The sequence below is a fragment of the Flagellimonas allohymeniacidonis genome (genome assembly GCF_004296335.1).
GTDB lineage: Bacteria > Bacteroidota > Bacteroidia > Flavobacteriales > Flavobacteriaceae > Flagellimonas > Flagellimonas allohymeniacidonis.
In genome coordinates this window covers 1,577,938-1,590,866 of sequence record NZ_SGIU01000002.1, presented here as the reverse complement: position 1 = coordinate 1,590,866, position 12,929 = coordinate 1,577,938, and the positions used below count along the sequence as shown (strand labels likewise).

The following is a 12,929-nucleotide window of genomic DNA, read 5'->3' as shown; positions in this document are numbered from 1 at the left end:
ATTATGTTGCTTTGGCAGCGAACTCCACTTGCCTTTTTGTCTTTAAAAAGTTGATTGCCATTAAAACCGTGATTATTAAGAAAACAAATGCCCCAATTACAAACACAACAGTTGACATAAACTCAAATAAAACGCCTCCCAAAATAAGTCCAAACATACTGGCAATACTCCCCATGCTATTGCCATAGCCTTGAATAGCGCCTTGCATTTTCGGATTTCCTGTTCGCGACAACAAAGCCATAAAACTAGGCCACATCAATCCATTGCCTATGGATAAAAGGGTATTGGACAAATACAAGGTAATCGTGTTTTGATAGGACAAAAGGAAGAAGGATGTTGCCAAAACGATGGAGCCGATCAAGATTAAACGTTCATTGGGTACTTTCCCGTCCAATTTGCTCAACACTGGGCCCTGCACGATAATCATAATCAAACTGGAATATGCCAAAAAAATACCCAACTCGGAAGATGTCCAATCCAAAATCGTACTGGCATAGATGGGCAGACCTGCATAAAAAAGGCTGAATCCCAAAAAAGTTAGAAAATAGACCAAGTACAAAAGAGGAATTCCTGATTCCTTGAGCACGTTTCTAAGATTCGCTTTTGGCGCATCGGCCAAAAGTTCTCCCTCTTGAAAGCAATTTTTATGCTCTACCTGAAAAAATCTTCGAAGGGAACGAAGTCGCACAGTCCCCGTATTTACAACACATGGAACGCTTTCAACAAGTTTGGTATTGATAACGAATATCGCAACCAACGAAATTAAGGCTGCCAATATCAGGGGTAAAACCTCTCCCATTTGGGTCGAGGCCAGAACTCCTGCAAAGGCTGGTCCCAATACAAACCCAAGGCTTGTAGAGGCTCCCATTTTCCCAAAATTGGTGTTACGGTCCTCATCTGTGGAGATATCGGACAAATAGGCATTAGCGACTGAAATATTACCTCCGGTGAAGCCATCAAAAATACGCGCCACAAAAATAATGATGAGGGGCAAGGTCATCACATAACTTCCCGTGAGGGAAGTGTCCTGCGACCATAATGTGGTTTTAGGAAGAAGAAAGGCCAACAAAAATAGCATCCAGGCTACAAAAGTCCCCATCTGGCTAATGACCAGCACTTTTTTTCTTCCAATTTTGTCAGATAGTTTTCCAAGGAGAGGCGCCCCAATAAATTGAAAAAAGGGGTACATGGCTCCCAAAATTCCATAGATGAATCCATTGCCCCCCATATCGGTGACAATGAAAATCAATATGGGCACCACCACGCTGTATCCCAAAATTCCAATAAAGTTGACTAATAGAATTGGAAAAATTTTGGAAGGAATAATGCTCGACAGTTTCATGGGAGTGCTGAAATGACCTTTTTAAAGGTAATCAAATTATTGGCCCAATTCCCTTGCCTCAAAAGCAATCAATTCCTGATTCTGAAAATGCTGTGTCACCTCAATGGGATTGCAGCATACTTCGCAATCCTCCACATAGGTTTGCCGCCCAACCGAGGTGTCCAAAAGAAAAGAAATCTCCTCCCAACAATACGGACATTGAAAGAAATGTTCAAACATGAGCCATGTAAATTCGGTGGTTTTTGGTCAGAAGTCCACATTCAACAATTGCCCACTGATCTGTAGCATTTGAAGTTCGGCCAATTTTGCATTGTATTTTGCTTGGCTTTCAGCCAATTCGGCATTCAGTAGGTTCAATTGGGCCTGTCTGAATTCAATCGATGTTACCTGTCCCAACTTGTAGCGCTCATCGGTCCGGTTAAAATTGTTTTGATTGGTTTGCAGGTTCTTTTTCTGAACCTCCAAAACATATAGCGTATTGGTATAGCTATCCCAGGCATTTCGAATGTCCCTTTCCACCTCCTGTTCCACCTGTTTCATCAGAAGTTCTTGGTTTTCGTAGCCGATCTTTACATTTTTTATTCCAGTAATGGCCCTCCCGCCGTCAAAAAGATTCCAAGTAAGATTAACAGCTCCTGTAACTCCTGTCGCTGTGTTTTGAATCAAAAAGGCTAACGGACTATTATTGTTCGATTCATTCCACCCGTAAGTACCAGTGAGCCCTATAGTTGGTAAAAATGCACTTCGCGCCGCCTTGATGTTCAACTTATTGATGTTCATCCCCTTTTCATTGATCTTGATTCGAACATTATTCTCTTTTGCCTCGTTGTGCATGTTTTCCATCTGAAGACCAGGAACAAAATTCACTGTGGTATCGGTGACAAAAACCTCAGACAGTTCACGATTCAGAATTAAATTCAAATCACGCATGGTATTCCGAAGCAGCTGTCTTGAATTCAATAGATTGATGCTATCAGTATTGATATCCACTTCGGCGTTGAGCACATCCAATCCTGTATTTTGACCATACTCAAACTGGTATCGGGCACGCCTTAAGCGCTGCTTCGAGATTTCGAGGGCCTGTTCCAAATTTTTGGTGTTCTCCGTTAATCTGGATGCCTCATAATACACGGTGAACAATTGCAGTATTGTGTTCTCTATGGTTTGGCGTACCTCAAGTTCGGATTGTTGAGAACGCTCCTTAAAACTTTTATAGTTATAATATCGACCCAAACCATCAAACAAGGTATAGTTGACACTTACCGAAGCGTTATAACGACGTGTTTCCGCACCATCGGCCCTCCGAGAGTCCCCACTGGCCAGCTGACCTTCGGTGTTTTGCACATCAATACTTCCTCCAGCATTACCTGTAACCGTAGGCAAATACCCCGAATTGAGGATGTTGGCATTATTCTCGTCTATTTTTCGTGTGTTCTGGGCTACTTTGATTCCCAAATTGCTTTCCAAGACCAAAGCAATGGCCTCGTCCTTGGTCAATAAGGGTTCTTGTGCCTGTCCCGGCGTTCCTAGTAACAATAAAAAACAAGGGAGCGTAAAAAAGATACTTCTCATTACAATGTTTCCTCTAAAACTTTTTCGGAGTCTTCTTTGGTTTCCTTGCGAGGTTGACTCCCGTTTAGTGAATATGATGCTTCATTGACCATATGGTCTTCTTCTTTTTGTTCCTTAATGGCCCGCTCAACTTCTTCTTGAGTGATTCGTTCACCGGTCCATATTCTTTTAGCCGATACCTTTACGAAGTTCCCAAAAGATAGAAACAACGGTAGCATCAAGAGAGTTAGAACCGTGGCAAAACCTATTCCGTAGGCTATGGAGATGGCCATAGGTTTCAAAAATTGTGCTTGACGACTCTTTTCCAAAAGTAGAGGTGCCAATCCGGCAATTGTGGTGACGGAAGTCAAGAAAATGGCCCTGAACCTTGAACGTCCTGCTTCATAAATTGCTCGATTGAAGCTCATTCCACTCCGTAGGTTGATATTGAACTTTCCTATGAGAACCAGACCATCATTCACCATAATTCCAATAAGGGCAATGATTCCCAGCATGGATAAAATATTTATCGGGAAACCATGGATCCAATGGCCCCAGGCTACAGCGGTAAGGCTGAACGGCACGAGCAACAATAACAGCAAAGGCTGGCTGAAACTTCTAAAGGTAAAGGCTATGGTTATATAGATCAAAAATAAAACGGTAAGCCCAACAAAATTGAGGGAGTCAAAAAGTTTATTTCTTTCCCGGTTTTGACCTTCATACGAAGCTGTAATCGTGGGGTATCTGGATTGTATATCCGGCATCAACTCTGTTCGGATCCAAGACATAATGTCTGGAGCACTTGTAGTCTCCGGATTTTTAAGGTCTGCGGATATGCGTATTTCCCGCTGTCCATCCAAATGGTTGATGGCCACTTCACCGCGTGCAATGGTATAATTGGCAATTTCCTTCAATGGGATTCTGTCCCCAGTGGGTGTCGCGATTCGCATTTCATCCAAGTCGGTTATCGATGCCCTATTTTCCCGATCGTACCGCACCCAAACCCGAATTTCATCTTGTCCTCTTTGAAACCGTTGTGCTTGGGTTCCGAAAAAGCCAGCACGCACTTGATTCATCACAGATCTTAAATCCATTCCCAGCAAATAGGCATTTTCCTTAAGTTCGAGCCGTATCTCCTTGATTCCCGCTGGATCATTATCGGCAACATCCTTTAAAAGCGCATTATTCTCCAAGGCTGATTTCAACTCAGTTTTAGCCGCTTTAAGCTCTGTTATATTGTTGCCCAGGAGGGACACGGAAACTGGGTCTCCCCCAAAGTTTCCTCCGGAACCGTAGATCAAACTTTCAACACCAATAACAGGTCCAACAAGTTCTCGCAACCTCGTGGTCACCAAATCTGCCCTTATGGCATCGGGTCTATCTTCCCCAGGAAGTAAATTGATAACTAACGTTGCTGATGAGGAACCGGGGCCCAAATTCTTGATCATATTTTCAAACAAAACCTTATCCGTGCCTTGCAAATATTCCTCAGTGAGCTCCTGATTGACAATTTCCGCCTTGTCTTCAATCAAACTGATAATGGAGTCTGTTATTTTTTCATTGGTGCCATTGGGCATCTGTAATTCGACCGCAACACGGTCACTGGCAATTCTTGGAAAAAAGGCCGTTCTGATAATTCCACCGCCTATCGACCCAAAGGTCAAGAACAAAGCAAGAATGAAAAACGAGAAGGTCAATATTTTGTATCGTAATGCAAACCGTAAGGCTGGGCTGTACCATCTATCCCGCATGTAGGCCATGGCACGGTCTCCCATTTTATTGATTACCCGAAGTTTGGCAAATACCCTCCCAATACCTGTCTTGGGTTTATCGTTTTGTGCCTTCAAGGCTTTTGAGTGTGCCAAATGCGCGGGGAGAATAATCAAAGCTTCCACCAAGGAAACGGCTAGGGTCAAAATCACAATGACCGACACTTCCCCGAAGAAGTCACCAATTCTTCCATCCAAAAAGAGAAATATGGAAAACGCCAAAATCGTGGTCACGATGGCCGAAACAATGGGAGGAATTACCTCCATGGTACCATCGATAGCCGCTTGAATCGGTTTTTTGCCCTTTTCATAATGCTGATAGATGTTCTCCGCAATCACAATCCCATCATCTACCAGAATACCAATTACGATAATCATCCCGAAGAGGGACAGCACATTAATGGTCACATTGAGCATGGGAGCAAAAATGAACATTCCCAAAAAGGCTATGGGTAAGCCGAAGGCCACCCAAAACGCCAATCTCGTGTTCAGGAAAAGAGAGAGAAAAATGAGCACCAATATCATCCCCATAATGGCATTCTCTGTCAACAATGCGGTACGTTGGGTCAAGGTTTTTGACAAATCCCGTACCACGTTCAACTCTACATTGGTGTACTTTTGGTTGAATTCCTGTACATACTCCTTAACCTGCTCTGCCGAACCAATCAAGTCTTCTGTGTTTGTACTGGTTATGGTAACGTTTACTGAAAGGTCGCCATTGAAGTAAGAGGCATTGGGCGTCTCTGAAAAACGATCACGAATCTGGGCGACATCTTTTAATCGTATAGCTGTACCCGAAGCATCTGCACGAACGATTAAGTTGGAAAGTTCATCACCATAATAAGATCTGTTATTGGCACGAATCAAATATTCCTCAGCACTGGTCTTAATGTTACCCCCGGTGACCAAAATGTTGGCATTGGCCACAGCCTGAGCCACTTCATTGAAAGTCAGATTATAGGCAAGAAGATTGTTTTCATTGACCGCTATTTCTATTTCTTCATCGGGATAGCCTGCAATATCTATCTGTGAAATGCCTTCTATGGCCCGTAAATCATTTTCAATTTGCCTTCCAATCTGTTTTATGGTGGCCAAGGGAATATTCTCTCCGCTTACGGCAAAACTGATGGTCGGCCGAACAGCTTCCAGTTTAGAGACCACTAAGGGTTCCATTCCAGTGGGGAAGGTGGGTACACGGTCCACAGCATTTTTGACCTCCAACAGCATAAAATCGATATCCCTTCCTTTCTCAATTTCCACATTGATGGTGCCACTGTTTTCACGAGAGGTGGACGTTACCCTATCAACCCCTTGCAATCCCTTAAGATTATCTTCTATTTTTAAGACAATCCCTTCCTCAATTTCCTGTGGCGACGCACCGGGATAGGTAATGTTAATGGCAATATTTTTTGACTCCGTTAAAGGAAAAAAGGACGATTTCAATGATAAGGCCCCAACAATTCCAAAAACAAAAAAGGCGATAATGATTACATCGACCGCTACATGGTACCGAATAAAGAATGAGATAACTTTTTTCACGACTTAGCCTTTTCGGATTTATTTGGGTCGTATACCTTAACCAACATCCCTGCATATGCCCCAGTCAAAGCCTTGGATACGATGACTTCTTCATCGGGTACATCTTTAAGAACGACTCTTTTGTCGGTATAATAAACAGGTCGCACGGAAATGACGTCCAAAATTGAATCACGAACCACAAATATTTGATTGTCTTCCAATAACAAGGAGCGATCTATCTCAATGGCTTCGGGTTCTTCCTTAGCTTCCATATTGGCTTCGAGATATTGGCCTTCCTTTAAATTTTCGCCTGCAACTTCGATAAAAACGGTAATGGTTTGGGAGTTTTGATCTACTCGAGCGTTTACGCGGGTCACTTCCCCTTCATAGCTTTGGGTCCTATCCAAATTGAACAGCTCTACCTTTTTGCCCACTTTGAGGAAGTCTCCATAGGTTTTGGATACAGCTACCTGAAGTTCATATACCCCTGTATTGATGAACTCCCCCAGCTTTTGCCCCACTCGGATTAATGTCCCTTCTGTGACCGCCGCGTCGGTGAGTACTCCCTTAAAGGGAGCGGTTATTCTATATTTGGAAAGTCGCTGTTCTAAATTCTTAACATTGTAGTAGTTGGAAAGTATACCTCGACCGGAAATGAAGAATCGCTCTTTTTCTGAAGTAGTCTCGGGGAGTTTTGGCGTTGGGCGCTCCAAATCAAAATTGTTCAAATAGGTTTGCCATTTTGGATAAATATCGGGGTAATCCAAACGCAAATCCGGCATTATCGACGTCAGGAGGTTATATAGATTACTCTTCGCGGATTGGACACTGGCATAATATTCATCTGAATCAATTCGAATTAGGGTCTGTCCTGTGCTATATTCCTGACCTGTTCGAAATAACTTGCTGCCAGTTCTGAAGACACCTTGAACTTCCGAATACAGTTCTACCCTTTGCTTAGCCCTTAGGTTACCATTGGCCGGTACCATAATGGGAACATTCCCATTTTTTACAGTATCCACAAAGACGGTCTTCACCACTTTGGCCTGTCTGGGTCTTCTGTTCTTTTTACTATCAGAAATGACACCAGAGAGGTAGAACGATCCGAAAATTAGAATCACACCAACAACCGTTGAAATGATGAGTTTACGCATGAGTGGATGAATTAGTCTATGCAAAACTATTCCGTAATTCGAGTCGTCAGGTTAAATATTTCATAAATTGTTTATCGATTATTACATTTCGTAAAACAAAAAAGGGGATACACGCCTGTATCCCCAAACCAAACAAACTAAAGTATAACTAACTACTCATTTTCGTCTACGTCTTCGAATTTTGTGTCCGCCATTCTAGTACGTTGTAATTGTATTTCATTAAACCGTGGCTTTAAGGACTTGTCGTCCGTATCAAAAACCAAAAACTGTTTTGTATTCATTGCCTTAACACCGGTAAACGAATCAAATCGGTTATTTTGGAGTTGCAATATTTTCAGATTGGATAATTGGGCAAATTCCATCGGAATCTCGCCTCCCAATTGGTTGTTGGCCAAAACCAATTCCTTTAGTCCTACCAATGCTCCTATTTCTACTGGAATAGATCCGTATAAATTATTCTCAAAAAGCCCCAATGCCTCAAGCTTTGTCAGCTTTCCAATGGAGGCGGGTATGTTGCCCTTTAAATTGTTACTGGAAAGATTCAATTCGCGAAGATTGGTCATTTCACCAAATCCCTCTGGAATAGACCCATTGATGAAATTGTTGAAGATTGAAAATACTTGAAGGTTTTTCAATTGCCCTATCTCTTTTGGGATCTCCCCCTTAAGTCGGTTCATTTCAAGTCTAAGTACTTTCAAATTCTGAAGCTCAATAATTTCTTGCGGTAAAACACCGGTAATGCTATTGAAAGCCAAGTTAAGGTGGGTCAGGTATCTAAGTCTGGCAAGACCTGACGGCAAGGTGCCTTCCAAATTATTTCGAAAAAGATTGATGCCAACCACATGGTTGTCCTTAACCGTAACACCCTTCCAGGTATCCACCGGGGTATCCAAATCCCAAGGTACACTCCAACCACTACCATTTGTACTTTGGTACAAATCAATCAAGGCCTTTTTCTCCTTGGATGGGATATTACTTTTTCCAAAAGTGACTCCTGTGATGAAGCAGCTTAAGATTGCGAAAAGGGTAAGTCTCATGTTGGCCATTCTTAAATTTCTAAGAATTCAACTACGAAATAAAAAAGAAAGAAAAAACCTACAAAATAATATGGGTGAACTAGTCAGATTTTGTGGTATAGCCCTAAAAACCTGTGGTTTGTCGAAAAAATACGATCATACTTCCATGGATTCGAGCTCGGTTGAAAGTTTTTCCCAGTTCTCCATTAATTGCCCCAATTCGTCTTTTTTGCCTTGATAATCATCAAAAAAGTTGGGCTTGGCCACTGTGGCGTCATAGTTTAGGAGTAGCTCGTGGTCTATGCTCGCAATATCTTTTTCAAGATTGGCGATTTTCTTTTCAATGGCACTCAATTTGTTCTTTAGGGATTTGAGTTTCTTCTGTGCTTGATAATCATTCTTTTTAGGTTCAGACTTTTGGGCTTTCTTTTTATCCCCTTTTTCAATCTTTCTGAAATCCTCAGCTTGGCGTTGCTCCAGATAAAAGTCAATATCTCCTAGATATTCTTTGATGCTACCTTCTTTGAACTCATAAACTTTATTGGTAAGGCCCTGCAGAAAATCTCGGTCGTGTGATACCAAAATCAATGTCCCCTCAAAGTTTTCCAACGCTTGTTTCAAAACATTCTTGGACTTGATGTCCAAGTGGTTGGTGGGCTCATCCATAATCAGGACATTGAAGGGCTGCAGTAGCAATTTTGCCAATGCCAAGCGATTTCGTTCACCTCCTGAAAGTACCTTGACATATTTTTCCACATCATCCCCACGAAACAAAAACGAACCTAAAATGTCCCTCACTTTGCTTCGATTACCTTCATTGGCCGCATCAATCATCGTATCGAGAACAGTTTTATCCCCATTGAGGTACTCGGCTTGGTTTTGTGCGAAATAGCCTATTTGTACATTGTGTCCAGCCTTTACCTTTCCCTCATAATCAACTTCCCCGACAATTACTTTGGCCAACGTGGTTTTTCCCTGTCCATTTTGGCCCACAAAAGCCGTTTTACTGCCACGTTCCACCAAAAGGTCAATATTGCTCAATACATTTTTAGGGCCGTAGTTTTTGGTAAGATTCTCCAAGGTAAGGACCACTTTTCCTGGATTCACGGAAACTGGAAATCGCAGGTTCATTACACTATGGTCGTCCTCATCCACCTCGATTCGGTCCAACTTGTCCAATTTTTTGATTAGGGACTGGGCCATTGAGGCTTTGGAAGCCTTTGCCCTGAACTTTTCAATCAGGCGCTCGGTTTGTTGTATTTGCTTCTCCTGATTCTTTTGTGCATTAACTTGCTGTTCCTTGATTTCCTCCCGAAGTTGAAGGTACTTGGTGTAGGGTTTGTTGTAATCATAAATGCGCCCCAAAGAAATCTCAATGGTACGATTGGTTACATTATCCAAGAACATTTTGTCGTGGGAAACGATCACGATGGCTCCCGAATAATTTTTCAAAAATTGCTCAAGCCAAATAATGGATTCAATATCGAGGTGGTTGGTAGGCTCATCCAGCAACAAGACCTGGTTGTCCTCCAACAAGAGCTTGGCCAGTTCAATACGCATACGCCAGCCACCTGAAAAGGTATCGGTAAGCTTGGTAAAATCCTCCCTTTTGAAGCCTAAACCCTGTAAGACCTTCTCCGTATCCCCCTGATAGTTATATCCTCCTAAAATTTCGTAGCGGTGCGTAACCTCCGTTAGGTCAATCATCAATTGATTGTAGGCCTCACTCTCGTAGTCAGTACGTTCGGCCAACTGATGATTGATATCTTCAAGTTGTTTTTCAAGATCCTTGATCTCTTTAAAAGCCTGATAGGCTTCTTCCAAAACAGTTTTTCCTTGCTCGAAGTCAATGTCTTGCCTTAAAAATCCAATATTCACCCCTTTCTCCTTGGCTATCGCCCCCGAATCAGGATCAAAATCCTTTGCCAACAATTTGAGCAAAGTTGACTTTCCAGCTCCATTCTTGCCAATAAGACCGACCCTATCGCCAGCATTCAATCGGAAAGCGATTTCCTTGAAGAGATATTCTCCTCCAAAAGAGACTGAAAGGTTATGGATATTTAGCATTTATGTAACCAGAATTACTGAACAAAAACTATCGAATGCGTAATTTTGTCCAAAATCGCTGCAAATGTTAAAAAAAGGAACTAAACTCTACAGTATTTTAACAGGAAGTTGTCCGAAATGTCATGAAGAGAGCATGTATGTGGACGGGAACCCTTATAGTTTGGGGAAACTTTTAAAAATGCATGAGCGCTGTTCGAACTGTGGTACCAAGTACAAGATAGAGCCTTCCTTTTTTTATGGTGCCATGTATGTGAGCTATGCAGTGGGCATTGCCTTCGCTGTTGCTGCATTTGTCATCGCCTTTTTATTTGTGAAAGCTTCGCTCATCAATACTTTTATTGCCATTGTACTTACGTTGGTCGTATTTATGCCCATCATCATTCGATTATCACGTAACATCTGGATCAATTTATTCATCCAGTATGGCCCGGAGGAAGCCAAAAGTTAGGTCCTGTAATATTTCTTTGTAAAGCGCTGGATGTCCATTTCTGGATGTAATGACGATCCATGTTCAATAGAGCGAAATAACTGATTTGACGCAAATGGAGCGATAAGAACGCCCCGTGAGCCGAATCCGTTTAGGCAGTGCACATTGGTATATTGGGGATGTTGTCCAACCAAAGGTCTTCTATCCACCACTGTAGGACGAATTCCAGCCACATGTTCCACCACTTCAAAATCGCATTGTAAGAAGGTCTTCAACTTCGTCAAAAGTTCTTGTTTGGATTCCTCAGTGGGTTCGTTGGTTTTGTCTTTCCATTTGTAGGTGGCCCCAACCCGGTAGATGTGGTCCCCTAATGGAATAATAAATACCGAGGATTTGATCACACTATTTTCATGTAGTTGTGGTGCCTTGATCTTTAAAAGTTCCCCCTTGGTCCCGTTAAGGGGCAAATACCTGAACAGCGGGTTGTTCTTTAGCCCAAAACCTTCCGCAAAAACTATTCTTTTAGTCTTTATTGGAACATATGTCACCTCATCGCCTTTTAGGACCAGCTTGGAGTGGTCAAACGATTCGTTTACCAATAGCTCCTTTGCCTTCAAATATTTTGAATATGCTCTTAGTAAACTCGCCGTATCAACCCTACCTGTGTTCATAACCCTTCCCAAACCAAAGGGAGCATCAATTCGGGGGTTGGTGTTTTCAACGATTTTGTAAGAAAGGAAATCATCCAACCCCGGTTTATCCATAGCCTCAAACCAAAGGTTTTGTTCCTTAACGGAGGCAAATCTTCGTAAAACTGGTAGTTTGTAATCCAGTTTAACACCAAGCTTTTCTTCAAGGGATTGATAAAAGGGAATGGCCGTATCCATTTGTTTTTTGGCCTCCCAAGCCAGGGTAAAGCGCTTAAGAATAACCGGATTGTAAAGCCCGCCGGCAACTAAAGAAGCCTTTTGGGAGTCATCGGAAACCACCTGAAAGGTTTTTCCCTGCTTTTCCAGTGTTTCACAAAACGAAATTCCTGCCAACCCGAGGCCTACGACCAAATAATCTACCATTCCGTAAAATTAGACATCCCCTTGGGTTTTTTGAAATAAAAAAGCGCCGCACATAAGTGCGGCGCTGTATGAATTGAATTGGAAATAACTTTGTGGCTAATAAGCCCACATGTCTTGCTCACGGTCGCGAATCACTTCTTTGATTCTTTTGGCTTCCAAGAGCTGGAAAAGGGCATTGTCAAAAACGTAATCGTCTATCTCACGGTCGCCGTGAACGTTTTCCTCTTTGTAGATGACCCCATTGAAACGTCTAGCGTTCAATAGCATATCAAAGGAAATGGGACGTGCCGAGTTACGTTGATTGTAAACTTTGGCTTCGTGCAAAATTTGTCTTGCAGCGGGATACCATACCCAGAACAGTTCTACTTTGTTCTCCCCTGGGTCTACCGACTCATCATCGATAAAGTTTACATCGGGTGCAACGGGTGCTATTCCCAACAAACGAAATTTTAATTCTCCTTGGCGCTTATCGAAGAACCAGATTCCCTTAATGCGATATTCCTCAATATCTGCAGCGGTCAAATCTCTTTGGTTAATAAATTCCGCAGAAATCTGCTCACCGGCGTTCAATTGTTCATATCCCAAATCGGTGGTATCGACTTTTTGCAAAGTGGCGGATAAATCATCCAAGGTTCGCTTCTCCGTAAAGTACGAATCTGTATAAACCTCGGTCAGTTTGCCATTTCTGATGTTTTTCATCAGCACATGGTACAAGGACCTTCTGTCTTTCCCGATACCAATGGTATCTGTTGGGTAATACAGCGGGAAATTTACACGCTCATCAAGATCAACAATTTCCCATATGGTTTTGGACCAAAGGATATCCCTGTCGTCCACATAACCATACGCAAGGGGAGCGTCGTTGTCCTGCTCGATTTGTTCTTCAGTCTTCTTACCAATATCCTGTGGCAATTTGGCATTCAAGATGTTTGCCTGGGCCATAATAGATACGGGCAGTAAGCTTAAAGCTCCAATTAATAATGCATTTTTCCAATTCATGATCTTCTGTATA

Annotated in this window: 10 protein-coding genes; 1 reads left to right on the top strand and 9 read right to left on the bottom strand. The window is 42.4% G+C overall.

The features are described 5' to 3' along the window. Nucleotide 1: 1 nt before the first annotated feature. The 7 genes from EW142_RS15675 to EW142_RS15645 form a co-directional block, all read right to left on the bottom strand. A complete protein-coding gene (locus EW142_RS15675) occupies nt 2–1,342 on the bottom strand; it encodes an MFS transporter (protein WP_130615485.1) in 1,341 nt (446 codons plus the stop codon). Nucleotides 1,343–1,378: 36 nt separating this feature from the next. Next, nucleotides 1,379–1,561 carry a CPXCG motif-containing cysteine-rich protein gene (locus EW142_RS15670; RefSeq protein WP_130615483.1) on the bottom strand — a complete coding sequence of 61 codons (183 nt, stop codon included), beginning with the start codon at nt 1,559–1,561 and terminating at the stop codon, nt 1,379–1,381. Between the two features lie 27 nt (nt 1,562–1,588). Beyond that, the gene (locus EW142_RS15665) at nt 1,589–2,914 is read right to left on the bottom strand and encodes a TolC family protein (RefSeq protein ID WP_130615481.1); all 1,326 of its coding nucleotides are present in this window, start codon (nt 2,912–2,914) and stop codon (nt 1,589–1,591) included. Then, the gene (locus EW142_RS15660) at nt 2,914–6,201 is read right to left on the bottom strand and encodes an efflux RND transporter permease subunit (RefSeq protein WP_130615480.1); all 3,288 of its coding nucleotides are present in this window, start codon (nt 6,199–6,201) and stop codon (nt 2,914–2,916) included. Before EW142_RS15660 ends, EW142_RS15665 begins: the two co-directional genes overlap by 1 nt. Further along, complete coding sequence (locus EW142_RS15655) at nt 6,198–7,334, bottom strand: efflux RND transporter periplasmic adaptor subunit (RefSeq protein WP_130615478.1); 1,137 nt, start codon at nt 7,332–7,334, stop codon at nt 6,198–6,200. Before EW142_RS15655 ends, EW142_RS15660 begins: the two co-directional genes overlap by 4 nt. A 152-nt stretch (nt 7,335–7,486) precedes the next feature. Continuing rightward, complete coding sequence (locus tag EW142_RS15650; RefSeq protein WP_130615476.1) at nt 7,487–8,371, bottom strand: leucine-rich repeat domain-containing protein; 885 nt, start codon at nt 8,369–8,371, stop codon at nt 7,487–7,489. A gap of 135 nt (nt 8,372–8,506) precedes the next feature. Next, complete coding sequence (locus EW142_RS15645; RefSeq protein ID WP_130615474.1) at nt 8,507–10,417, bottom strand: ABC-F family ATP-binding cassette domain-containing protein; 1,911 nt, start codon at nt 10,415–10,417, stop codon at nt 8,507–8,509. 64 nt (nt 10,418–10,481) lie between these two features. Between EW142_RS15645 and EW142_RS15640 the strand changes: the two genes are divergently transcribed. After that, a complete protein-coding gene (locus tag EW142_RS15640; RefSeq protein WP_130615472.1) occupies nt 10,482–10,865 on the top strand; it encodes a DUF983 domain-containing protein in 384 nt (127 codons plus the stop codon). On the opposite strand, the gene EW142_RS15635 is transcribed toward EW142_RS15640, so the two are convergent. Both EW142_RS15635 and porN read right to left on the bottom strand, forming a co-directional pair. Continuing rightward, on the bottom strand, nt 10,862–11,917 hold the full coding sequence (locus EW142_RS15635) for an NAD(P)/FAD-dependent oxidoreductase (protein ID WP_130615470.1): 1,056 nt from the start codon (nt 11,915–11,917) through the stop codon (nt 10,862–10,864). The genes EW142_RS15640 and EW142_RS15635 overlap by 4 nt on opposite strands. A 96-nt stretch (nt 11,918–12,013) precedes the next feature. Next, nucleotides 12,014–12,916, bottom strand: coding sequence for a type IX secretion system ring subunit PorN/GldN (porN, locus tag EW142_RS15630; protein WP_130615468.1), 903 nt, complete (start codon nt 12,914–12,916; stop codon nt 12,014–12,016). Nucleotides 12,917–12,929: the final 13 nt, after the last annotated feature.

What these genes read in the sequence shown, in the direction of transcription:
- EW142_RS15675 (WP_130615485.1), bottom strand. Translation starts at nt 1,342, where the DNA reads ATGAAACTGTCGAGCATTATTCCTTCCAAAATTTTTCCAATTCTATTA.
- EW142_RS15670 (WP_130615483.1), bottom strand. Translation starts at nt 1,561, where the DNA reads ATGTTTGAACATTTCTTTCAATGTCCGTATTGTTGGGAGGAGATTTCT.
- EW142_RS15665 (WP_130615481.1), bottom strand. Translation starts at nt 2,914, where the DNA reads ATGAGAAGTATCTTTTTTACGCTCCCTTGTTTTTTATTGTTACTAGGA.
- EW142_RS15655 (WP_130615478.1), bottom strand. Translation starts at nt 7,334, where the DNA reads ATGCGTAAACTCATCATTTCAACGGTTGTTGGTGTGATTCTAATTTTC.
- EW142_RS15650 (WP_130615476.1), bottom strand. Translation starts at nt 8,371, where the DNA reads ATGAGACTTACCCTTTTCGCAATCTTAAGCTGCTTCATCACAGGAGTC.
- EW142_RS15645 (WP_130615474.1), bottom strand. Translation starts at nt 10,417, where the DNA reads ATGCTAAATATCCATAACCTTTCAGTCTCTTTTGGAGGAGAATATCTC.
- EW142_RS15640 (WP_130615472.1), top strand. Translation starts at nt 10,482, where the DNA reads ATGTTAAAAAAAGGAACTAAACTCTACAGTATTTTAACAGGAAGTTGT.
- EW142_RS15635 (WP_130615470.1), bottom strand. Translation starts at nt 11,917, where the DNA reads ATGGTAGATTATTTGGTCGTAGGCCTCGGGTTGGCAGGAATTTCGTTT.
- porN (WP_130615468.1), bottom strand. Translation starts at nt 12,916, where the DNA reads ATGAATTGGAAAAATGCATTATTAATTGGAGCTTTAAGCTTACTGCCC.